Source organism: Methylopila capsulata, from assembly GCF_016907975.1.
GTDB lineage: Bacteria > Pseudomonadota > Alphaproteobacteria > Rhizobiales > Methylopilaceae > Methylopila > Methylopila capsulata.
The window spans coordinates 402,936-422,458 of sequence record NZ_JAFBCY010000004.1 but is presented as its reverse complement, the minus strand read 5'-3'; the positions used below and the strand labels follow the sequence as shown (position 1 = coordinate 422,458).

At 68.6% G+C, this 19,523-nt stretch carries 20 protein-coding genes and 1 other RNA gene; 9 read left to right on the top strand and 12 right to left on the bottom strand.

What is annotated here, in order from left to right; all coding sequences use genetic code 11:
- Positions 1-218: 218 nt before the first annotated feature.
- On the bottom strand, positions 219-1,730 hold the full coding sequence (locus JOD31_RS17865; RefSeq protein ID WP_204951778.1) for a GGDEF domain-containing protein: 1,512 nt from the start codon (positions 1,728-1,730) through the stop codon (positions 219-221).
- 168 nt (positions 1,731-1,898) lie between these two features.
- On the opposite strand from JOD31_RS17865, the gene JOD31_RS17860 reads away from it, so the two are divergent.
- On the top strand, positions 1,899-2,912 hold the full coding sequence (locus JOD31_RS17860) for a protein-methionine-sulfoxide reductase heme-binding subunit MsrQ (RefSeq protein WP_204951777.1): 1,014 nt from the start codon (positions 1,899-1,901) through the stop codon (positions 2,910-2,912).
- A 10-nt stretch (positions 2,913-2,922) separates the two neighbouring features.
- Here JOD31_RS17860 and JOD31_RS17855 read toward each other — a convergent pair whose 3' ends face one another.
- Entirely contained in the window at positions 2,923-3,654 is a 732-nt protein-coding gene (locus JOD31_RS17855) for a type 1 glutamine amidotransferase (protein WP_204951776.1), read from the bottom strand.
- Positions 3,655-3,809: 155 nt separating this feature from the next.
- Between JOD31_RS17855 and JOD31_RS17850 the strand changes: the two genes are divergently transcribed.
- A complete protein-coding gene (locus tag JOD31_RS17850) occupies positions 3,810-5,099 on the top strand; it encodes an aspartate aminotransferase type Ic (protein WP_204951775.1) in 1,290 nt (429 codons plus the stop codon).
- A gap of 24 nt (positions 5,100-5,123) precedes the next feature.
- Here the strand turns inward: JOD31_RS17850 and miaA are convergent, their stop codons facing one another.
- Positions 5,124-6,041, bottom strand: a complete 918-nt coding sequence (gene miaA, locus JOD31_RS17845; protein ID WP_204951774.1) for a tRNA (adenosine(37)-N6)-dimethylallyltransferase MiaA — start codon at positions 6,039-6,041, stop codon at positions 5,124-5,126.
- A 111-nt stretch (positions 6,042-6,152) separates the two neighbouring features.
- On the opposite strand from miaA, the gene serB reads away from it, so the two are divergent.
- Positions 6,153-7,049 carry a phosphoserine phosphatase SerB gene (serB, locus tag JOD31_RS17840; protein WP_204951773.1) on the top strand — a complete coding sequence of 299 codons (897 nt, stop codon included), beginning with the start codon at positions 6,153-6,155 and terminating at the stop codon, positions 7,047-7,049.
- Positions 7,050-7,271: 222 nt separating this feature from the next.
- Positions 7,272-7,934, top strand: coding sequence for a PAS domain-containing protein (locus JOD31_RS19685; RefSeq protein ID WP_204951772.1), 663 nt, complete (start codon positions 7,272-7,274; stop codon positions 7,932-7,934).
- A 27-nt stretch (positions 7,935-7,961) separates the two neighbouring features.
- Here JOD31_RS19685 and JOD31_RS17830 read toward each other — a convergent pair whose 3' ends face one another.
- The 9 genes from JOD31_RS17830 to JOD31_RS17790 form a co-directional block, all read right to left on the bottom strand.
- Positions 7,962-9,449 carry a Do family serine endopeptidase gene (locus JOD31_RS17830; protein ID WP_204951771.1) on the bottom strand — a complete coding sequence of 496 codons (1,488 nt, stop codon included), beginning with the start codon at positions 9,447-9,449 and terminating at the stop codon, positions 7,962-7,964.
- Positions 9,450-9,572: 123 nt separating this feature from the next.
- Entirely contained in the window at positions 9,573-9,758 is a 186-nt protein-coding gene (locus JOD31_RS17825; protein ID WP_204951770.1) for a DUF2065 domain-containing protein, read from the bottom strand.
- The gene (gene hflC, locus JOD31_RS17820; protein WP_020185433.1) at positions 9,755-10,657 is read right to left on the bottom strand and encodes a protease modulator HflC; all 903 of its coding nucleotides are present in this window, start codon (positions 10,655-10,657) and stop codon (positions 9,755-9,757) included. The genes JOD31_RS17825 and hflC overlap by 4 nt, the downstream gene beginning before the upstream one ends.
- Positions 10,654-11,931 (bottom strand): protease modulator HflK, encoded by a 1,278-nt coding sequence (hflK, locus tag JOD31_RS17815; RefSeq protein ID WP_204951769.1) that lies wholly within the window; start codon positions 11,929-11,931, stop codon positions 10,654-10,656. Before hflK ends, hflC begins: the two co-directional genes overlap by 4 nt.
- Positions 11,932-12,089: 158 nt before the next feature.
- Complete coding sequence (locus JOD31_RS17810) at positions 12,090-12,617, bottom strand: dihydrofolate reductase (protein WP_204951768.1); 528 nt, start codon at positions 12,615-12,617, stop codon at positions 12,090-12,092.
- Positions 12,614-12,985 carry a hypothetical protein gene (locus JOD31_RS17805; protein WP_204951767.1) on the bottom strand — a complete coding sequence of 124 codons (372 nt, stop codon included), beginning with the start codon at positions 12,983-12,985 and terminating at the stop codon, positions 12,614-12,616. Before JOD31_RS17805 ends, JOD31_RS17810 begins: the two co-directional genes overlap by 4 nt.
- A gap of 254 nt (positions 12,986-13,239) precedes the next feature.
- On the bottom strand, positions 13,240-13,722 hold the full coding sequence (locus JOD31_RS17800) for a GNAT family N-acetyltransferase (RefSeq protein WP_204951766.1): 483 nt from the start codon (positions 13,720-13,722) through the stop codon (positions 13,240-13,242).
- Positions 13,723-13,753: 31 nt separating this feature from the next.
- A complete protein-coding gene (locus JOD31_RS17795; protein WP_204951765.1) occupies positions 13,754-14,548 on the bottom strand; it encodes a thymidylate synthase in 795 nt (264 codons plus the stop codon).
- Between the two features lie 96 nt (positions 14,549-14,644).
- On the bottom strand, positions 14,645-16,315 hold the full coding sequence (locus tag JOD31_RS17790) for a methyl-accepting chemotaxis protein (RefSeq protein WP_204951764.1): 1,671 nt from the start codon (positions 16,313-16,315) through the stop codon (positions 14,645-14,647).
- Between the two features lie 137 nt (positions 16,316-16,452).
- Between JOD31_RS17790 and ssrA the strand changes: the two genes are divergently transcribed.
- From ssrA to JOD31_RS17765, 5 genes are all read left to right on the top strand, one after another.
- Positions 16,453-16,809, top strand: a transfer-messenger RNA (tmRNA) gene (ssrA, locus tag JOD31_RS17785).
- A 97-nt stretch (positions 16,810-16,906) separates the two neighbouring features.
- Positions 16,907-17,431 (top strand): SspB family protein, encoded by a 525-nt coding sequence (locus JOD31_RS17780; RefSeq protein ID WP_204951763.1) that lies wholly within the window; start codon positions 16,907-16,909, stop codon positions 17,429-17,431.
- A gap of 115 nt (positions 17,432-17,546) precedes the next feature.
- The gene (gene fumC, locus JOD31_RS17775) at positions 17,547-18,938 is read left to right on the top strand and encodes a class II fumarate hydratase (RefSeq protein ID WP_204951762.1); all 1,392 of its coding nucleotides are present in this window, start codon (positions 17,547-17,549) and stop codon (positions 18,936-18,938) included.
- 52 nt (positions 18,939-18,990) lie between these two features.
- Positions 18,991-19,185: a DUF4169 family protein gene (locus JOD31_RS17770; protein ID WP_204951761.1), complete on the top strand. Its 195-nt coding sequence runs from the start codon at positions 18,991-18,993 to the stop codon at positions 19,183-19,185.
- A 95-nt stretch (positions 19,186-19,280) separates the two neighbouring features.
- Positions 19,281-19,523 (top strand): ribbon-helix-helix domain-containing protein, encoded by a 243-nt coding sequence (locus JOD31_RS17765; protein ID WP_204951822.1) that lies wholly within the window; start codon positions 19,281-19,283, stop codon positions 19,521-19,523.

Genomic DNA, 19,523 nt, shown 5'->3' with positions numbered 1-19,523 from the left:
GGGAGCCCTTGGCTTAGGCGTCATCACTCGGAAGCGAACCTATCTGGTCCGCTCCTGGGATGACGCCCTGATTACGAGAATGAGATTGCGCGCCACGTGGCCGCTCCTGTCGTAAAGTTGCGCGGACGCTACGCGCGCGCCGGCCCCTCGTCAAGGCATAAAGCTTGCCCGCCAGCGGCACGAACCGGGGGGCCCCTCACGCCCGTGCCGGCTGCCGTTCAGTCGATGAAAACCGTCTCGAACTCGTCCTCCGCGTGAGGCGAGACAGCCGAGGGCGGAGGGATCAGCGCGGCCCTCCGCAGTTCGTCGCCCGCGAAGCGCCAGCAATTCCGGCCGGCGGCTTTGGCCTTGTAGAGCGCCTCGTCCGCGAGCAGGAGCAGGCGCTCGGACTCCGTCGCGCTGTCGGGGGCGAGCACGCCGCCGACGGTGACGCTCGGTCGGAGCGAGACCTCCTCGAGACCGCAGTCCTGGTGGACGTTGTCGACGACGCGCTTGGCGAGCCGCATGGCGTCCTCGACCGACGAAATCGGCGCGATCACAGCGAACTCGTCGCCGCCCAGACGCGCAACGACGTCGGTCGCCCGAAACGAGGCCCGGATGCGCGACGACACCGCGATCAGCATCTTGTCCCCGCGAGCATGACCGAACGTGTCGTTCACCGCCTTGAAGTGATCGAGGTCCACGAGAAGCAGCAGGAAACGTCGCTCCTCGCGACGGGCCGCTGCGGCGTAGGCGTCCAGCATCTCGAGAAAATGCGCGCGGTTGGTGAGGCGGGTGAGCGCGTCGTGGCGCGCGCGGTAGGCGAACATCCGCTTGAGGCGTTGCTGCTCGAACACGACCGTCGCGACGACGATGCTGGGCGTCGCCAGCAAGGCGAGCGCGATGTAGCGCAGGATGTCGCCCGCCGCCGTGCTCGCCGCGCTGAACGGCGCCGGCCAGGGCGCGGCCGCTCCGTGCATGAGGAAGATGACCGCGAAGCCAAATGCCGCGACCGTCGTGGCGAACAGGCCGAGCCGCAGCGCGAACCAGAGCAGCGCGACCGACGCCGCCAAGGCCGCTACCGGCCAGCCGGTCACGATCGAGAACTCGACCATGACCATGGCGACCGACGCCGCGCCGACATATTCCCAGGCGGAGGGCTCGCGCTCGTTCGTGACCTGGCTGTCGAGAAACGATTTTGACCGGTCCCTCCCCTGCGTGACGCTGATCGACAGCATCAGGGTCATCGAGACCAGGCCGACCATCATCAGCGCCGCGAGCCGGAGGCCGTCGATCCCGCCGCGGCCGAGCATGGCCGCAGCCTCGACCGCCACGGCCGCGACCGAACTGGCGAGCGCCACGACGACGAGCGCGCCCATCAGGCCGATGGGAGAGGCGACGGCGCCTCGGCGACGCATCAGCTGGAAAGCCAGAACGCCGACCGCGATCGCCGCGAGATCGCGGGCGCTGGCCAAAAGCGTCGCCTCCAGCGGAAAGCCGAAGAACAGGCCCATACCGATGTGGACCGCGAACAGCTTCAACAGGTCGATCGGATCGAGCCGATCGCCCATGCGGACCAACATGCCGACCGCCGCCGGCGCGGCGATCAGAAGCAATGGATAGCCTGCGGCTCCGACGCCTATGATCTGATCGGCGAGGAGGCCGAGCGCGTAGCAGAGCGACAAGGCGACGCTACGATTGCGGATCCGCTCGACGCGAACGAGCGCACGCACATCACGCAGTTTGAACATGGGGCGGGGGCACCTGTGACTGGCCTTCACAATGCCGGCTACACCCTAAATCCGGGTTGGCGACGCCTCTCAAATTTAAAGTGTTTCGCGTTTTCGCGGCGGTCGCCGAGGTAACGGCCGAGCCGAGGGTTTCGTAGACTGGACCGAACCACCACGCAGGACGTTTCGATGCCGCTCCTTCGCGACCGTTCCGGCCGCTTCTCGCCGCTGCTGACGCTCACGCTCGTCGCGCTGGTCGCGCCGGCCATCTGGCTCGCGCTGCGCGCCGCCAACGGCGATTTCTCCGGACCCGCACTCGCGCCGCCTTTTGGGGTTCCGCCGGGCCTTGCCCCGGACGGGCCGTCCGCGTTCGGCGGCGCGGCCCCCGGCGCGGCGCTGCGGCCGGGCGGAGAGGCTGCAGCCCGGCCGATCTACGACGCAATCCACTTCACCGGGGATTGGGCCGTCCGGTTCCTGCTGCTGTCGCTCGCCGTGACGCCGTTCCGGCGGCTGTGGCACTGGAGCCGGCTGCAACTCGTGCGCCGACGCGTCGGCCTTGCGGCGCTGGCCTACGCCGCGCTGCACCTTGGGCTCTACGCGATCGACCAGGAGCTCGTGCTGAGCCGGATCGCGACCGAGATCGTCTTGCGGATCTATCTCGCGGTCGGCTTCGTCGCGCTCCTCGGTCTGATCGCCTTGGGGTCGACCTCGACCGACGGGATGGTCCGCCGGATGGGGGCGAAGCGCTGGGGCCAGTTGCACAAGGCGGCCTACGCCATCGCCGGCCTCGCCGTGCTGCACTTCGCCATGCAGTCCAAGCTCGACGTCGGCGAACCCATGCTGATGTGGGGCCTGTTCGGCTGGGCGATGGGCTGGCGCTGGCTGCAGGCCCGCCACGACGGTCGCGAGACCGCCCTGCCCTGGTTGCTCGGCCTCGCCGTCGCGACCGGCCTGTTCACCGCCGCCTCCGAGGCGCTGTGGTACGGGCTCGCCACGGGCGTCGACCCCTGGCGCGTGCTCGGCGCGAACCTCGATCCCGGCTATGGCGTCCGCCCTGCCGGCTGGGCGCTGGCCTTCGGGCTCGCCGCCGCGGCCTCGAGCCTCATCGGCGCCCGCCGTCGCGGGCCGGAGCGCGCGCGGGCGCCTCGCGTCGCCCCGACCGAACGTCTGGCGACGGAAGGCCCCGCCCCGCGCGCACGCTGACGCGCCCCTTTCAGACCGCAGCGCCGACCTTCGCGACAATCGTCTCGAAGTTGCGGTCGAGCTGTTCCGCGTCAGCGCGAAACGCCGGCAGCTTCGGCGCGACCAGCGCGCCAAGCCCCGCGGCGGCCTCCGCTCCGAGCGCCTGCTCAAGGCTCGCCCGGTACTCTGGAATCCGCGTCCAGTCGTCGGTCGTCTCGGGCGTGATTTCGGAGTGGTACTGGAAGCCGTAGGCGCGGTCGCCCCACCGCATCGCCTGCACCGCGCAGGCGGCGTTGGCCGCGAGCGCGACGGCGCCCTCCGGCAGGACGGACACCTCGCAGCCATGCCACTGCAAGGTTTCGATCGTCCGCGGAAACCCCTCGAAGATCGGGTCGGACGCGCCGGCGTCCGTGAGATCGACCCGCGCCAGCCCGACTTCGGGAGCGTCCATCAGCGTGACCCGGCCGCCGAGGGCGTCGGCGAGCAATTGATGGCCGAGGCAGACGCCAAAGTAGGGTCGGCGCAGTTCCCGCACCCAGCGGCGGATCGCGGCCTTCTCGGGCTTCAGCCAGGGATGGGCGTCCTCCTGCCAGACGTCCATGGGCCCGCCCATGACCGCCAGCATGTCGAAGCCGTCGAGCTCGGGGATCGGCTCGCCGGCGTCGAGCTCGACCGGGATCCAGTCATGGCCCTTGGCGTCCCAGATGTCGCGGAACACGCCGGGATGCTCCACGTCGAGATGCTGGAAAACCAGAATGCGCATCGTCCGCCCCGCGTCCGTGTGTGTGTGTGTCAGCGAGAGGTATACCACGACGCCGCAGGCGCTGAATTTGATGCCGGCGCGTGCTGGCGCGCCGACGCGCGCGAGCGTATAGCGTCGCCGAAAGACTTAGGCCCTTCGTTTCAAGGACGCCCGCCGTGCTCGCCGATCTCTCCGCCGCCGATCTCGAGGGCCTGACGGCCCGCACCCGCGCCGACTACGACGCGTTCCGCGCTCGTGGGCTGAAGCTCGACATGACCCGCGGCAAACCGGCGCCGGAGCAGCTCGACCTCGCCGAAGGCATGCTCGCCCTGCCCGGGAACCGCGACCACATCTCCGACGCCGGCGAGGACGCCCGCAACTACGGCGGCGTGCAAGGCCTCGCCGAGACCCGCGCGCTGTTCGCCGGCACGCTCGGCGCCACGCCGGACCGCATCGTCGTCGGCGACAACTCCAGCCTCGCGCTGATGCACGACACCATCGTTTGGGCGCTGCTGAAGGGCGTTACGGGCTCCGAGCGGCCGTGGAGCAAGGAAAGCGACATTGCCTTCCTGTGCCCCGTCCCGGGCTACGACCGGCACTTCGCGATCTGCGAGGAGTACGGGATCCGGATGATCCCCGTTCCGCTGCTCGGCGACGGGCCCGACATGGACAAGGTCGAGGAGCTCGTCCGCGATCCGGCCGTAAAGGGCATGTGGAACGTCCCGAAGTACGCCAACCCGTCGGCGGACGTCTATTCCGACGAAACCATCCGCCGGCTCGCTAGCATGACGACCGGCGCGCCCGACTTCCGGCTGTTCTGGGACAACGCCTACGTCCTGCACCACCTGACGGACGCGAAGCGCGAGATCCTCAACGTCGTGGACGCCTGCGCCGAAGCCGGCAATCCCGACCGCGCCTTCGTGTTCGCCTCGACCTCGAAGATGACGCTCGCCGGCGCCGGCCTGTCGTTCTTCGCGTCGTCGGCCGCCAACGTGAAGTGGTTCCTGGCGAGCGCCGCGAAGCGCACCATCGGACCGGACAAGCTGAACCAGCTCCGCCACATCCGCTTCCTGAAGGATGAAGCGGGTCTCCACGCCCACATGGAGAAGCACCGCGCCCTGCTCGCGCCGAAGTTCGCCGCGGTGACGGACGCGCTCGAGGCCAAGCTCGCCGGCACGGGCGCGGCGCGCTGGACAAAGCCGGAGGGCGGCTACTTCGTCAGCGTCGACGTGGTCGAGGGCGCGGCCTCGCGGGTGGTCCAACTCGCCAAGGAAGCCGGCCTGCTGCTGACCGGCGCCGGCGCGACTTGGCCCCACGGCAAGGACCCGCACGGTTCGAACCTCCGCCTCGCGCCGTCCTTCCCGTCGCTCTCCGACGTGAAGGCGGCCTCCGAGGGCATCGCGCTTTGCATCCTGCTCGCCGCGGCGGAAGTCGAAAGCGCCAAGCGCCGGGCGGCGGCGGCGTAACAGCCGCGGGCTCCGCCGTAGGATCTAGCGGCCCTCGACGCCCCTGATCATCAGCGCGTCGAGGGCCGCCGCTTCCGCGCCCTCGGGCGCCACGTGGCGCCAGTCCGGCATTCGATTGCGGAACCACGTCGATTGCCGCTTGGCGTAGCGTCGCGTGTCGAGGCGGGTGCGCTCGACCGCCTCCTCGCGAGCGATCTCGCCGCGCTTCCATGCGGCGAACGCCGAGACGCCGACCGCCTTCATGACAGGCGCCCCCTCGGGCAGGCCGCGGGAGACGAGACGCTCGGCTTCCTCGGCCGCACCCGCCTCGAGCATCACTTCGAGCCGCCGCGCGATGCGGAGGTCGAGCGCCGATCGGTCGGGCGCCAGCACCAGCCGAAGCGCGGTCTCCGGCGCAAGCAGCGGGGCGCCCGTCTCCTGCTGCCACAGGCTGAGCGAGCGGCCGGTGCTTTCGACCACCTCGAGCGCGCGCATGAGCCTCTGCGGATCGGACGGCCTGAGCCGCGACGCCATGACCGGGTCGCGCTTTGCAAGCTCGGCGTGGAGATCGACGTCCGCCCCGGCGCCGCGCCATCGCTCGCGGATCTCGGGCGCAATCTCGGGCACCGCCGACAACCCCCTTGTCAGCGCATCGAAGTAGAGGCCTGTCCCTCCGACCACGATCGGCAAGCGACCGCCGCTCAGAACGCCCTCCACATCCTGAAGCCAGGAACTGACCGCGTAGGGCGTCGCGCCGTCCACATGGCCGTAGAGCGCATGCGGCGCGCGGGCGAGATCGGCGTCGGACGGACGGGCGCTCAGCACGCGAAGGTCGGCGTACACCTGCGTGGCGTCGGCGTTGACAACGACACCGTCGAAACGTTCGGCGAGGGCGAGCGCCAGCGCGGACTTGCCGGACGCGGTCGGGCCCGCGATCAAAACCGCCGTGACCGGCGCCGTCATGGATCCTGTCTCATTGCCCTCACCTGCGCGCCGTTCGTTTCCCTGCGCGCCGCGCGGTCGTTATAGACACGAGGATTGCGCCCGCCACGTTCCTTCTCCGCCGGAGTGTCCATGTCCGCCCTCGCCGCCGTGCTGATCGCGAACCCCAACGAGCCCGCGGTCGACGCCGCGCTGGTGATGAAGGCGGCGCAGGTCGTCCAAGGCGCCGAGGTGCGCATGCTCGACGGTGGGATCGCGGCCGAGTTCATCGTGGAGGGCGAAAGCGACCGCCGCGCGCTGCGCCGTCGCCTTCTCGGCGCGATCGACCGCGCTCCGGTCGACGTCGCCGTCGTCCCAGTCGAGGCGCGCCGGAAGCGCCTGCTCATCGCCGACATGGATTCGACCATGATCGAGCAGGAATGCCTGGACGAGCTCGCCGCGGGGCTTGGCCTGAAGGACAGGGTGGCGGCGATCACCGAGCGCGCGATGCGCGGCGAGATCGAGTTCGAGCCCGCGCTGCGCGAGCGGGTCGCGCTGCTCAAGGGCCTGCCCGCGGCGGACACAATCGCCGAAGTTCTGGAGAACCGCATCACCCTGACGCCCGGCGGGCTCGCCCTTGTCGCCACCATGCACGCGAACGGCGCCTACGCGGCTCTCGTCTCCGGCGGCTTCACCGCCTTCACGGAAGTCGTGGCGGCGAAGCTCGGATTCGACGAGAACCGCGCCAACGTGCTGGAGATCGAAGCCGACCTCCTCGCGGGCCGCGTGGTCGAGCCGATCCTCGGCCGGGACGCGAAGCTCGCCGCCCTGAACGAGTTGATGAAGGCGAAGGCCTTGGACCGCGCGGAGACGATCGCCGTCGGCGACGGAGCGAACGATCTCGCGATGCTGGGCGGAGCAGGCCTTGGGGTCGCCTACCGCGCGAAACCCGCGGTCGCCGAAGCGGCGCATGTGCGAATCGATCACGGCGACCTCACCGCTTTGCTCTACCTGCAGGGCTATGCCGAGCATGAGATCGTGGCCGACTGAGGTCCATCTGCCTGCCGGCTAAGCAAATGCCGTCGGTCTGATCAATCGCCCCCCTCGGTATGCCGGAACAGTCGCTCACCCGGCAGGCGCCATCGCCGCATGTGCATGCAGAGAAACGCTTTTTCGCGCCGCGCAACGAGTCGTTAAGGCCGTCGAGGTCCACTGTTCACGATCGGGCGCGCGGGCGGCGCGTTCGCACCGGCTTCGAACGAAGGTCCTCCCATGTCGAGCGTTAGCGGCGCCGCGGCCATTGATCTTGTCGAGTACACGGAAAACATCGGCAGCCGGATAGACGGCTTCCTCTACCGTGGCCTCAACCGCGACGACTACGCGATGGTGTGGGTGTCGTCGGGCTTCCAGGCGCTGACGGGCGAGGACGGCGACGCTTTCGTGCGCCAGCGGAAATCGTTCAGCGTGCTGATCCATCCGGAAGACCTCCAGAGCGTCAACGACGCCGTGGCGCAAGCGCTGGAAACCGGAGGCCGGTGGCAGGTCGCCTATCGTCTCAAGGCTCCGGGAGGCGGCTGGCGCTACGTGCACGAGACGGGAGGCGGATGCGACCCGGATCCCGTGACCGGCATGCCGCGATATCTCGACGGCATCATCCTGGAGTCCGGCCGCCTGACGCGTCTGGCCGAAAAACTCGACAGTGGCCGCGCCTCCGTGAAGGCGATGAACGGCTCGATCGAGCAGATCTTCAAGACGCTGAAGACCCTCCGCCTCCTGGCGCTGAACGCCCGCATCGAGGCCGCGCGCGCCGCCGAACATGGCGTGGGCTTCAACGTGGTCGCGCAGGAGATGAACTCGCTCGCGACCACGAGCGAGGGCGTGATGAAGCTGATCGAAGCCGAACTCGGCCGCCTCAACGAGGCGGTGAAGCTCTGAGGTCCGCAGCCCCCGGCATGACGGCGGTCAGTCGATCGACACCGCCACGAAACGCACGTCGCCCTGGCGATTGGCAAGCAGGAGCAGCGCGGTCTTCTTGCCGTCCTTCTTCAGCGCCTCGATCCGGGCGGCGACGTCCGCGGGCGTCTGCACCGTCTCCTGCGCCACCTCGATCAGCATGTCGCCGGGCTGGATGTTCTTCTCCTGCGCGTTCGAGCCGTCGTCGACCCCGGTGACGACCACGCCCTTGGCGTCCGGTTTCAACTTGAACCTGGTCTTCAGCTCGTCCGTCACCGACGAGAACTGCAGCCCCAGCGCGGCGCCGGTCTTCGCCTCCTCGGCGGGAGGAGGCGTCTTCTCCGCCGCGTTCTTGGGCTCCGCCTCCTCGAGGCGGCCGACCGTGAGCTTCCGGGTCTCCTGCTTGCCCTTGCGCAGCACCACCACCTCGACCTCGCGGTCGATCGGCGTGTCGGCGACGATCCGCGGCAGGTCACGCACGTCGCGCACGCTCTTCCCGTCGAACTTGAGCACCACGTCCCCGACCTCGATCCCGCCCTTCGCGGCAGGGCCGTCGTCGTTGACGCCGGCGATCAGAGCGCCCTTCTCGGCGCCCGAGACGCCGAGGCTTTCGGCGATGTCGTCAGTGACCTGCTGGATACGGACGCCGATCCAGCCGCGGCGGGTCTCGCCGAACTTGAGGATCTGTTCGACCACCGGCTGGGCGGTGTTGGCCGGCACGGAAAAACCGATGCCGATCGACCCGCCGGACGGCGAGATGATCGCCGTGTTGATGCCGACCACCTCTCCGCTCATGTTGAACAGCGGCCCGCCGGAATTGCCGCGGTTGATGGCGGCGTCGGTCTGGATGAAGTTGTCGTATGGCCCGGAATTGATGTTCCGGTCGCGCGCCGAGACGATGCCGGCCGAGACCGAGCCGCCCAGGCCGAACGGGTTGCCGATCGCGAGCACCCAGTCGCCAACCCTGAGCTTCTGAGCGTCGCCGAATTTCACCGCCTTTAGCGGCTTCGTGGGCTTCACCCGCAGCACCGCGATGTCGGTCTTCGCGTCCTTGCCCACCAGTTCGGCGGTCAGCTTTGTCCCGTCGGGGAAGTTCACGACGATCTCGTCGGCGCCGTCGATGACGTGGTTGTTGGTGACCACGATCCCGCTCGCGTCGACCACGAAGCCAGAGCCGAGCGAACTCTGCTTGCGCTGCCGCTGCTGCGGACCGCCCTGCCCGTTCCGCTTGTTGAAGAACTCGTCGAAGAACTCCTCGAACGGCGAACCTTCCGGCGCCTTCGGCGGGGTCACTTCCTTCTGCGCCGGGGCGTTCTGCGAGGTGGAGATGTTCACCACCGAGTCGAGCAGCCCTTCGGCGAGGTCGGCGAAGCTGTCGGGCGCGGGCCGGGCTTGGGCGGACGCGAGCGCCATCGGCGAAAACGCGGTCGCGGCGGCGAGGGCGAAGGCGAGCGCGCGGCGGGCGCGGATCGCCTTGCGGGCGGCAGGCTCGCTCATGACGTCTCCTCAAAGCTGGTTCGACGCGGGCGGACGCGTCCGATTTTGGCCGTCACTCTACACGACGGCGAAGAGGCGAAAAGAGGACGGCGGGGCGGCGTTCGCGACCTTTCGTGAGGCGAATCAACCCCGCACGAACCAGACGATGATCACGCCGACTAGGGCGGAGACCAGGCCGATCGTCCTCAATAGGCCTTCGGGTGTCGCGACCACATTCGCGCTCGCCTGTTTCGCGGCGCCGGGAAACCCGGCGAAGAGCACGCCCTCGATCGCGAGCACGAGACCGAGGGCGGCCAACAGGTCGGTCATCGCGCCTGGGCGGGGGCGGCCGGAGCCGCGGGCTCGCCCGAGGGGCGCTGGAAGAAGCGGAAGAACTCGCTGTCCGGCGCCAGCACCATTCGCGTGCCGGTCTTCAGGCTCGTCTCATAGGCCTGCATCGAACGGTAAAAGGCGAAGAAGTCGCGGTCGCCGCCGTAGGCGTCGGCGAGCAGCTTGGTCTTCTCGGCCTCGCCCTGGCCCCGCAGGATCTCGGCGTCGCGGTTGGCTTCGGCGACGATCACCTGGCTGTCGCGGTCGGCGCGGGCGCGAATCCCTTGCGCCTGCTCCGCGCCGCGGGCGCGGATCTGGGCCGCCTCCTGCGCGCGCTCCGACGACATCCGGTCGAACACCGCCTTCGAGTTCTGCTCCGGCAGGTCGGCGCGGCGGATGCGCACGTCGACGATCTGGATGCCGAAGCGGTCGGCCTCGCGGTTCGCCTGGTCGCGGATGCGGGCCATGATCTGGTCGCGGCGATCGCGCACGATCTGCTCGAAGCTGTTCGAGCGGATCGCCTCCAGCAGAGCGTCGTTGAGCACGAAGGTCAGGCGCGCGTTGGCCTGTTCGATCGTCCCCACCGCCTGGCGGAAGCGCAGCGGATTCGTGATCCGGTAACGCGCGAAGGCGTCGACCACGAGACGCTGGTTGTCGTTCGCCGTCGCTTCCTTCTCGGGCATGTCGAGATCGAGGATGCGCTTGTCGATCCGCGTGACGGTGTCGATGAAGGGCGCCTTCACATGCAGGCCGGGCTGCGTGACGGTGCCGACCGGCTGGCCGAGGCGCAGCACGATCACCTGCTCGGTCTGATTGACGACGTAGAGCGCGCTGTAGGCCGCGATCAGCGCCAGCACGACGATGGCGGCGACGAAGCCGCCGAGGATGCTGCGGTTCACTGGCCGGCTCCCGTGCTGATCGTCGCGCGGGGCGCCTGACGTTGCTGCTGCTGGTTCTGCTGGCCCGCGCCCTGGATCTGATCGAGCGGCAGGAACGGCACCACGCCCTGGCCGGACGCCTTGGGATCGATGATGACCTTGTCAACGCCGCCGATCACGCGCTCCATGGTCTCCAGGAACAGGCGCTCGCGGGTCACGTCGGGCGCCGTGCGGTAGACGGCCGCGACCTGGCCGAAGCGCGAGGCTTGGCCCTGGGCGTCGGCGACGGTCGCAGACTTGTAGCCTTCCGCGCGCTGAAGCGCCTGGGCGGCCTGGCCGCGCGCTTCCGGCACCACCCGATTCGCGTAGGCCTGCGCCTCGTTGGTCAGACGGATGCGGTCGGCCTGCGCCACCTGGACTTCGCGGAACGCGCCGATGACCTCTCCGGGAGGAGCGATCTTCTGCAGCTGCACCGACGAGATGTCGACGCCCGACTGGTAGCTGTCGAGCGTCCTCTGCATCAGTTCGCGAACAGCGGCGGCGGTCACTTCGGGGTTGAGGGTCTCGGCCGCCGGCGTCACCGGCTCAACCGGGGGAGCTCCCGGCGTGGTCGGCTGAGCGGTAGCGTCCGGCGTGCCCTCCGTCAGGATCTGCTGGAGCTTCGAACGGCCCACCACCTCGCGCATGGCGCTTTCCGCCACGGCCTTGATGGAGCTCTCGGGGTTCTGCAGATTGAACAGATAGTCCGCGGCCCCGCTCGGGCGGCCGGTCGCGCCGTCGGCCGGCTTGATCACCCAGACCACCGAGAAGTTGACGTCGACGATGTTGCCGTCGCCGGTGAGCATCAGGCTCTCCTGCGGGACTTCACGCGACGACACGGCGCGCGTCGCGCCGGCGTTGCTGCGCATGCCGACCTCGATCGAGTTCTGCGTGGTGACCTTGGGGGTCAGCACGGTCTCGATGGGATAGGGCATGTGGTAGTTCAGGCCCGACTGCGTGGTGCGGACGTACTGGCCGAAGCGCAGAACGATGCCTTCCTCGTCGGCCTCGACGCGGTAGAAGCCGGAAAGCGCCCAGGCGACCACGGCGACCACGGCCAAAACCAGCACGCCGCGCGATCCGCCGCCTCCGCCCGGAAGGACGGTTCGCAGACGGTCCTGCCCGCGACGGATCAGGTCGTCGAGATTCGGCGGCGTGGGGCCCTGCTGCTGGGGACCTTGTCCCCAAGGCCCGCCGGGCTTGCTTCCCCAAGGGCCGCCGCCTCCGCCGCCGCCACTCTGGTTGCTCCAGGGCATCGATGCTCCTTCAGGATGACGGACGGGAACCCGCGCCGTTCGATGTCACGCGCCGCTTATAGGCGACGGCTTTCCCGCGTTCAACGCGAAGAGATTCAAGCGCTCCGCAGGTGGCGTGCGCGTGATCGGCCGTCAATGGCGAAAGAGGCCCGCGTCGATCACAAGCGTTTCAGCCCGCGCTCGCGCACGAGGTCTCGAAACACAAAAGCATGGTCGTCACGGCCGCCGGCCGGATGCGCTTCGCGGAACGTCTCCCGCCATTCCGCGGGATTGTACTCCGGAAACAGCACGTCGCCCTCCGGCGCCGCGTCGATCTCGGTGAGCCGCATCCGCTGCGCCAGGGGAATGGTCAGCGCGTAGATCTCCCCGCCCCCCGCGCTGATGATCTCGTCGGCGCCCATCTCCTCAGCGAGCGCCTCGGCCAACCCAAGCGCGTCCTTGAGATCATGCGCCACGTGGACGCCGCCGTCCCGGAACGTGCGGTCGCGGGTGAGCACGATCGTCTCGCGCCCCGGCAACGCCCGGCCGATCGCGGCGTGGTTGCGGCGGCCGACGATGAGCGGCTTGCCCATCGTGACCTCCTTGAAGCGCTTCAGATCGCTCGACAGCCGCCAGGGCATGTCGTTGTCGCGGCCGATGACGCGGTTGCGCGCCACGGCCGCGAGGATGACGAGAGGGACGCTCACTCGATCGGGCGGCCGCGCAGGCAGAGCGGCGTCCACAGCGCTTGAACGGTCCGCGTGTCTTCGGCGCCCAGCGTCTCGATCGCCGCGTCGCCGGCGTTGTAGCGGTAGACGAACCGCACGAGGCTCGGCTTGTCACGGCCGATATAGATCGTCGCCTGGCCGCAGACGGCTTCGTCCTTGCCGTTGCTGCGGCGACGGAAGTTCTCGAAGCCGAAGCGGGCCGGCTGCCCGGCGTAGGCCGACTTGAGCTTCGCGCGCAGCGTCTGCTCCGTCTGGGAGTACAGCGCCGGGGTGCTCTGTGCGGCCGCCGCGGCCGCGCTTCCCGTCACGAGCGCCGCGGCCAGCAGCGCCTGAATGCAAAACCGCATCGTCAATTCCCCGTCCCACGCGCGCCGTCCGCGCGCCACAGATTCGCCCCGAGTCGCGCGAACGCGTCCGTATCCCACGCGATACACCCTCCTGCGACGGGCCGCCACGCTCTCCTGCACAGAGCCGGAGGCGCGACAGAGCGTGGCTGCGATCGTCCCACAGCCATCATCGAGGGGATACGACGGGCTGGCCCTCTGCGATCACGCCTGCGCGACAGCCGTCGGGCGGATGCCGTCCGTGGAGACGCCGTCGCTCATCCCAGGGCGGCCGCGCGCTCCAGCGCCTCGCCGGAGAGCCGGTAGACCGTCCACTCGTCCATCGGCTTGGCGCCGAGACGCTCGTAGAAGGCGATCGATGGAGCGTTCCAGTTCAGCACCCACCACTCGAGCCGCGCCAACCCTTCGTCGCGGCAGCGCGCGGCGAGCCCCCGGATCAGCGCCTTGCCAATTCCTGAACCGCGGAACGTCGGCCGCACGAACAGATCTTCGAGATAGATCCCGTGGCGACCTCGGAAGGTCGAGTAGTTGTAGAACCAGAGCGCGAAGCCGGCAGGTTCGCCGTTCCAGCGCGCAATGTCGCAGAACACGCGGGGATTCGCACCGAACAGCGCCTCGGCGAGCCCCTCCTCCGTCGCCTCGACCTCGTGCAGCAGGTTTTCGTACTCGGCGAGTTCGCGCACGAAGGAGAACACCAGGGCGGCGTCCGCCGGCGCGGCCGGGGCGATGACGAGGCTCAAACGACAGGCTCCGCGACGAAAGACGATGGGTTCAGACCGCCACCGGGGCCTTGATGGCGGGGTGCGGCTCGTAGCCCTCGAAGGCGACGTCGTCGTAGGCCATGTCGAAGATCGAGCGCACCGCCGGGTTGAGGCGCAGCTTCGGCAAGGCGCGCGGCTGACGCGCCAGTTGCTCGCGCGCCTGCTCCCGGTGATTGAGGTAGAGGTGGGCGTCGCCAAGCGTGTGCACGAAGTCGCCAACGGCAAGGCCCGCCTCGTGGGCCACGAGGTGCGTCAGCAGCGCGTAGGAGGCGATGTTGAACGGCACCCCGAGGAAGACGTCCGCCGAGCGCTGGTAGAGCTGGCAGGAGAGGCGGCCCTCGGCCACGTGAAACTGGAACAGGCAGTGGCAAGGCGCGAGCGCCATGGCGTCGAGGTCCGCAGGGTTCCAGGCCGAGACGACGAGCCGGCGGGACGACGGATTGCGCTTCAGCTCGTCGAGCACCCAGGCGATCTGATCGATCGTCCGCCCGTCCGGCGCGGCCCACGACCGCCACTGCTTGCCGTAGACCGGGCCGAGGTCGCCATGCTCGTCCGCCCACTCGTCCCAGATGCTGACGCCGTTGTCCCGCAGGTAGCGGACGTTGGTGTCGCCGGCCAGGAACCAGAGCAGCTCATGCACGATCGACTTGAGGTGCAGCTTCTTCGTGGTGACGAGCGGAAAGCCCTGCGTCAGGTCGAAGCGCATCTGAGCGCCGAAGAGCGACAGCGTGCCGGTGCCGGTGCGGTCGTCCTTGCCGGCGCCCTGGTCGAGGATCTGACGCAGAAGGCTGAGATAGGCGTGCATGGCGGCGCTCGTCGTTCGTCCTGGACCGCAGCTTAACATGCGAAGGGCCCCGCGACGGCGTCGCGAGGCCCTTCGTCAACAGGTTCGGCGCCGGCTTCAGGCGGCCCGGACGCCCGAGAGGAAGCCGTCGACCTCCTTCCCGAGCCGCGTCGACTGCACCGCGAGCTCGCCGGCGGCGGAGCGCACCTGCGAGGCCCCGTGACCGGCCTCGTTGGCCGCCATCTGCATCTCGGCGACGTCCTCGCTGACGCGAAGCGTGCCGCGCGCCGCCTCCGAAATGTTGCGCGCGATCTCCTGCGTGGCGGCCTGCTGCTCCTCGACGGCCGCGGAGACGCCGCTTGCGATGTGGTGCACCTCGGCGATGATGCCGGCGATCTCTTCAATCGCCTTCACCGTCTCCTCGGTCGCGCCCTGGATCGAGCTGATCTGGGCGGTGATCTCGTCCGTCGCCCGCGCGGTCTGGCCGGCGAGCTCCTTGACCTCGGCGGCCACCACCGCGAAGCCGCGGCCGGCCTCGCCCGCGCGCGCCGCCTCGATGGTCGCGTTGAGCGCGAGAAGGTTGGTCTGGCCGGCGATGTCCTGGATCAGCTTCACGAACTCGCCGATCTTCTGCGCGCCGCGGGCGAGCAGATCCACCCGCTCATGAGCGTGGCGGACGTTCTCGACCGCGTTCGCGGCGGCCTGCGAGGTCAGCTCGACCTGGGCGCCGATCTCGCGGGCGGAGGCTGCGAGTTCCTCGGTCGCGGCGGCCACGGCCTGGACATTGTTCGACGCGTCGCTCGCGATCGTCAGCACGGAGCTGGACTGCCGCGTGGTCTGCTCGGCGTTGGCCGCGAGGCTTCGCGAGGTCGCCTCCATCTCTTGCGCCGCAGCGGCGAGGTGCTGGACGAGTTCGCCCACGCTTCCCTCGAAGCGGCCCGCGAGACCGGTCATCTCCGACCGGCGTTCGACGATGCGGCGTTTGTCGGTCTCAGCCTGGGCCTCGCGGAGGCTGGCCGCCTCCTGCATGGCGCCCGCGAACACCTGCATGCTGCGCCAGATGTCGCCGACTTCGTCCTTGCCCGGCTTGACGTCGGGCAGCCGGTGGTCGCCCGCGGCGAGCCGCTGGATGGCGCCGGTGACGCCCGCAAGCGGCCGCGCGATCTGGCGCTGAACGATCAGACCGCCCACGACGATCGCAGCCAGCGTGCCGCCCAGCGAGAGGATGAGCAGAAGCGCGAGCCGTTCCGCGTAGAGCGAGGCGACCTGCTCGTCGACCGCCTTCACCTCGGCGCGCCCGCGCTCGGTCATCGCGTCGATGCTGGCCTGGAACGCCCGGCGGTTCGCCCGGTTGCCGTCATTGTTGCCCTGGGCGTTGGCCGCGGCCGGCGATTCCTGCGACCCCAAACGGACGGTCTCGGTGCGGAACGCGCGGAACGTGGCGGCGTCGCGCGACACGGCGTCGAACAGAGCCTGGTCCTGCGCGGGAACGATCGGAGCCCACGCCTTCAGAAGCTCGTCGATCTGCCCCAGCGACGCCATCACGCCCTCGCCGAACTTCTTGGCGGTGGCGGCGTCGTCCGCCGCATAGATCCCGCGGGCGTCCATCACCACGCTGGTCACGAGCCGGTTCAGGCGCTCGCTGTAGAGCGCGCGCCTCGACGCGACCTGCACGTCGTCCACCGCCTGGTCGTAAGCTTGCAGCGTCGAATAGCCGACGCCCGCGACGCCGATCGCCACCGCTCCAAGAGCTGCGATCAGCGCAAAGATCTTCGTCCCGATACGCACGCTTCCATCCCCGAATCGCATCATTTTCTACGCTTCGGATTGTGCCGCCGAATAATTGCACCTTTGCTAAAAGGCTCGCCGTCTTGCCGGTTAAGCAATGAAGTTTCGCGTGCGTTCATCGTTGAATGCTCAGGCGCCCCCTTCCGATCCCGCACGACTGGGACTATATCAATCGGGCCGGAGCGATCCGGCTATGGTGATAAACGGTCGCCGCAATAAACCCTTCGGACCCGGGGGCAGCACCCGGCGCCTCCACCCAAGCCCACTCGTCAAAGTGGGTTTCGGCGGGGGCGAAACAGGATCGACGGGGGCGTAAAGGGCGAGCTTTCCCCCGGCATGGCACCGCCGTTATCGGGCTCAATCTATAGTTGCCAACGACAACTATGCTCCGGTTGCTCAGGCCGCGTGAGCGGTTTGAAACACCGAACTAAAGTCCTAAGGGGTTAGCTCTTTTAGGCGGGGTTCGGAGGTACCTGGCAACAGAAACCTCCACTTCCCTTTTTTGTGCTTATACGTTTCGTTCGGCCATCTCTCTTCGCTTCTGCGAACGTCGGCTGTTTTTCTCCGCTCGAATCCGCCTAAGTAGCGAACATGACGAACGAGACGCCGCCGACCGCCCAGGACTTCATCCGCTACGACCTGCTCACCCAACGCGCCCTGCGCGGCGTGGTGCGCGAGGTGCTGGCGAACGTCGCGCGCGATGGCGCGCCCGGCGACCATCATTTCTACATCTCGTTCCGGACGCAGGCGCCGGACGTGAAGCTGTCGACCCGTCTGCGGGAGCGTTATCCCGCCGAGATGACGGTCATCCTCCAGCACCAGTTCTGGGACCTGATCGTCACCGACCAGGGGTTCGAGGTCGGACTGTCGTTCGGTGGCGTGCCGGAGAAGCTCGGCGTGCCGTTCGATTCGATCGTCGGCTTCTATGATCCCTCGGTGCAGTTCGGGCTCAAGTTCGATAATCCGGACGCTGTGGAGACCGTAGGGACCGACGAGGCCGAGACGCCCGTCGAACCGGCCTCCGACTCGGCGCAGGACGCCGAAGAGACGCCGCCGGCCGCAACGCCCGAAGGCGGCGCGCAGGTCGTCAGCCTGGACAAGTTCAGGAAGAAATGACTGCGCTTCTTCGTCGCGCTCGGGCGTGACGGGGCGGGAAGCTGCGTGGTAAGGACGCCGCTGCGACGCAGCATCCGCGCCGTGTCCTTCCCCTCCTGATCCGAGAGCGCCGCCGATGACCGCGACACGCACCGAAACCGACAGCTTCGGGCCGCTCGAGGTCCCCTCCGACAAGTACTGGGGCGCGCAGACCCAGCGTTCTCTGCAGAACTTCAAGATCGGCGGCGAGACCATGCCGAAGCCGCTGATCCGCGCCCTTGGCGTGGTCAAGCGCGCGGCCGCCCTCGCCAACGAGGAACTCGGCGTCCTGAAGCCGGAGCTCGCGAGCGCGATCGCCGGCGCCGCCCAGGATGTGATCGACGGCAAGTTCGACAAGCACTTCCCCCTGGTGGTCTGGCAGACCGGCTCCGGCACCCAGTCCAACATGAACGCGAACGAGGTCATCTCGAACCGGGCGATCGAGATGCTCGGCGGCGAACTCGGCTCTAAAAAGCCGGTGCACCCGAACGACCACGTCAACATGAGCCAGTCGTCGAACGACACCTTTCCGACGGCGATGCACATCGCGGCGGCCGAGGAGATCGAGAACCGGCTCGTTCCCGCCCTCGAACACCTTGAGCGCGCGCTGGACGCCAAGGCGACGGCGTTCGAGCACATCATCAAGATCGGCCGTACCCACACCCAGGACGCGACGCCGCTGACGCTGGGGCAGGAGTTCTCCGGTTACGTCGCGCAGGTGCGGCTCGGCGTCGTCCGGGCGAAGGAAGGCCTCCGGCACCTGCTGCCGCTCGCCCAAGGCGGCACCGCCGTCGGCACGGGAATCAACGCCAAGATCGGCTTCGCGGAGAAGTTCGCGGAGAAGGCGGCCGAGATCACCGGGCTGCCGTTCGTGACCGCGCCGAACAAGTTCGAGGCGCTCGCCGCCCACGACGCCTACGTCTACGCCCATGGCGCGCTGAACTCGATCGCCGCCGGCCTGTTCAAGATCGCGAACGACATCCGATTCCTGGGGTCGGGTCCGCGCTCCGGCCTCGGCGAACTGATTCTGCCCGAGAACGAGCCCGGCTCGTCGATCATGCCGGGCAAGGTGAACCCGACCCAGTGCGAGGCCCTGACGATGGTCTGCGCCCAGGTGTTCGGCAACAACGCGGCCGTGACCTTCGCCGGCAGCCAGGGCCATTTCGAGCTGAACGTGTTCAAGCCTGTGATGGCCTACAACATGCTCCAGTCGATCCGACTGATCGCGGACGCGAGCGTCAGCTTCGCCGACAACTGCGTCGTCGGCATCGAGGCGGACGAGACGCGCATCGCCGACCTGATGGGCCGTTCGCTCATGCTCGTCACCGCGCTCGCGCCGACGATCGGCTACGACAACGCCACCAAGGTCGCGAAGACGGCGCACAAGAACGGCACCACGCTGCGCGAAGAGGCGGTCAAGCTGGGCTTCGTCACCGCGGAGGAATTCGACGCCGTGGTGCGCCCGGAAACGATGATCAAGCCGAGCTGAGACCCTCGGGTCTCGATTTCCTGTTCGGAGGCGTGTAAACACCTCCTCCGTAATGGCTGAGATCGTGAATCTGCGCCAGGCGCGCAAGCGGCGGGAACGCGAGGACAGGTCGGCGCAAGCCGCCGAGAATCGCGTCCGCTTCGGCCGGCGGAAGGACGAACAGGCCGCCGAGGAGGTTCGCCGCGCTCAGGCGGAACGCCTTCTCGATGGTCATCGTCGCGACAACGGGGGCGACGCGGAGCAATGAGCCGCATTGAGAATTTGACCATCGGCGTCTCGAACTCGGACGGCATCGTCGTGAACGAGATCGTCCGCGAGATGCCTGAAGCGATCGCGAACGTCATCAACCCTGACATCGTCAAGCGATCAATCGTGGTCGCCGGGCACAAGACGAGCGTCAGCCTCGAGGACGCCTTCTGGCACGCGTTGAAGGACATCGCGCGCGAGCGCGGACAGTCTCTGCGCAGCCTCGTTGCGGAGATCGACGCCAGCCGAACGGGCGGCAACCTGTCGTCCGCCGTTCGGCTGCACGTGCTCGATCATTACCGCCGCCGCTCGGGCGCGCTCGGCGCGATCAAGAGCTAG

Bases quoted from the DNA above. Each gene is read 5' to 3' on its own strand.
- miaA (WP_204951774.1), bottom strand. From the start codon at position 6,041: ATGACGGCGCCGGTCACGGCGGTTTTGATCGCGGGCCCGACCGCGTCC.
- fumC (WP_204951762.1), top strand. From the start codon at position 17,547: ATGACCGCGACACGCACCGAAACCGACAGCTTCGGGCCGCTCGAGGTC.
- JOD31_RS17865 (WP_204951778.1), bottom strand. From the start codon at position 1,730: ATGTTCAAACTGCGTGATGTGCGTGCGCTCGTTCGCGTCGAGCGGATC.
- JOD31_RS17780 (WP_204951763.1), top strand. From the start codon at position 16,907: ATGACGAACGAGACGCCGCCGACCGCCCAGGACTTCATCCGCTACGAC.
- JOD31_RS17855 (WP_204951776.1), bottom strand. From the start codon at position 3,654: ATGCGCATTCTGGTTTTCCAGCATCTCGACGTGGAGCATCCCGGCGTG.
- JOD31_RS17830 (WP_204951771.1), bottom strand. From the start codon at position 9,449: ATGAGCGAGCCTGCCGCCCGCAAGGCGATCCGCGCCCGCCGCGCGCTC.
- hflK (WP_204951769.1), bottom strand. From the start codon at position 11,931: ATGCCCTGGAGCAACCAGAGTGGCGGCGGCGGAGGCGGCGGCCCTTGG.
- JOD31_RS17825 (WP_204951770.1), bottom strand. From the start codon at position 9,758: ATGACCGACCTGTTGGCCGCCCTCGGTCTCGTGCTCGCGATCGAGGGC.
- JOD31_RS19685 (WP_204951772.1), top strand. From the start codon at position 7,272: ATGTCGAGCGTTAGCGGCGCCGCGGCCATTGATCTTGTCGAGTACACG.
- JOD31_RS17795 (WP_204951765.1), bottom strand. From the start codon at position 14,548: ATGCACGCCTATCTCAGCCTTCTGCGTCAGATCCTCGACCAGGGCGCC.
- JOD31_RS17770 (WP_204951761.1), top strand. From the start codon at position 18,991: ATGGCTGAGATCGTGAATCTGCGCCAGGCGCGCAAGCGGCGGGAACGC.
- JOD31_RS17805 (WP_204951767.1), bottom strand. From the start codon at position 12,985: ATGCGGTTTTGCATTCAGGCGCTGCTGGCCGCGGCGCTCGTGACGGGA.
- JOD31_RS17860 (WP_204951777.1), top strand. From the start codon at position 1,899: ATGCCGCTCCTTCGCGACCGTTCCGGCCGCTTCTCGCCGCTGCTGACG.
- serB (WP_204951773.1), top strand. From the start codon at position 6,153: ATGTCCGCCCTCGCCGCCGTGCTGATCGCGAACCCCAACGAGCCCGCG.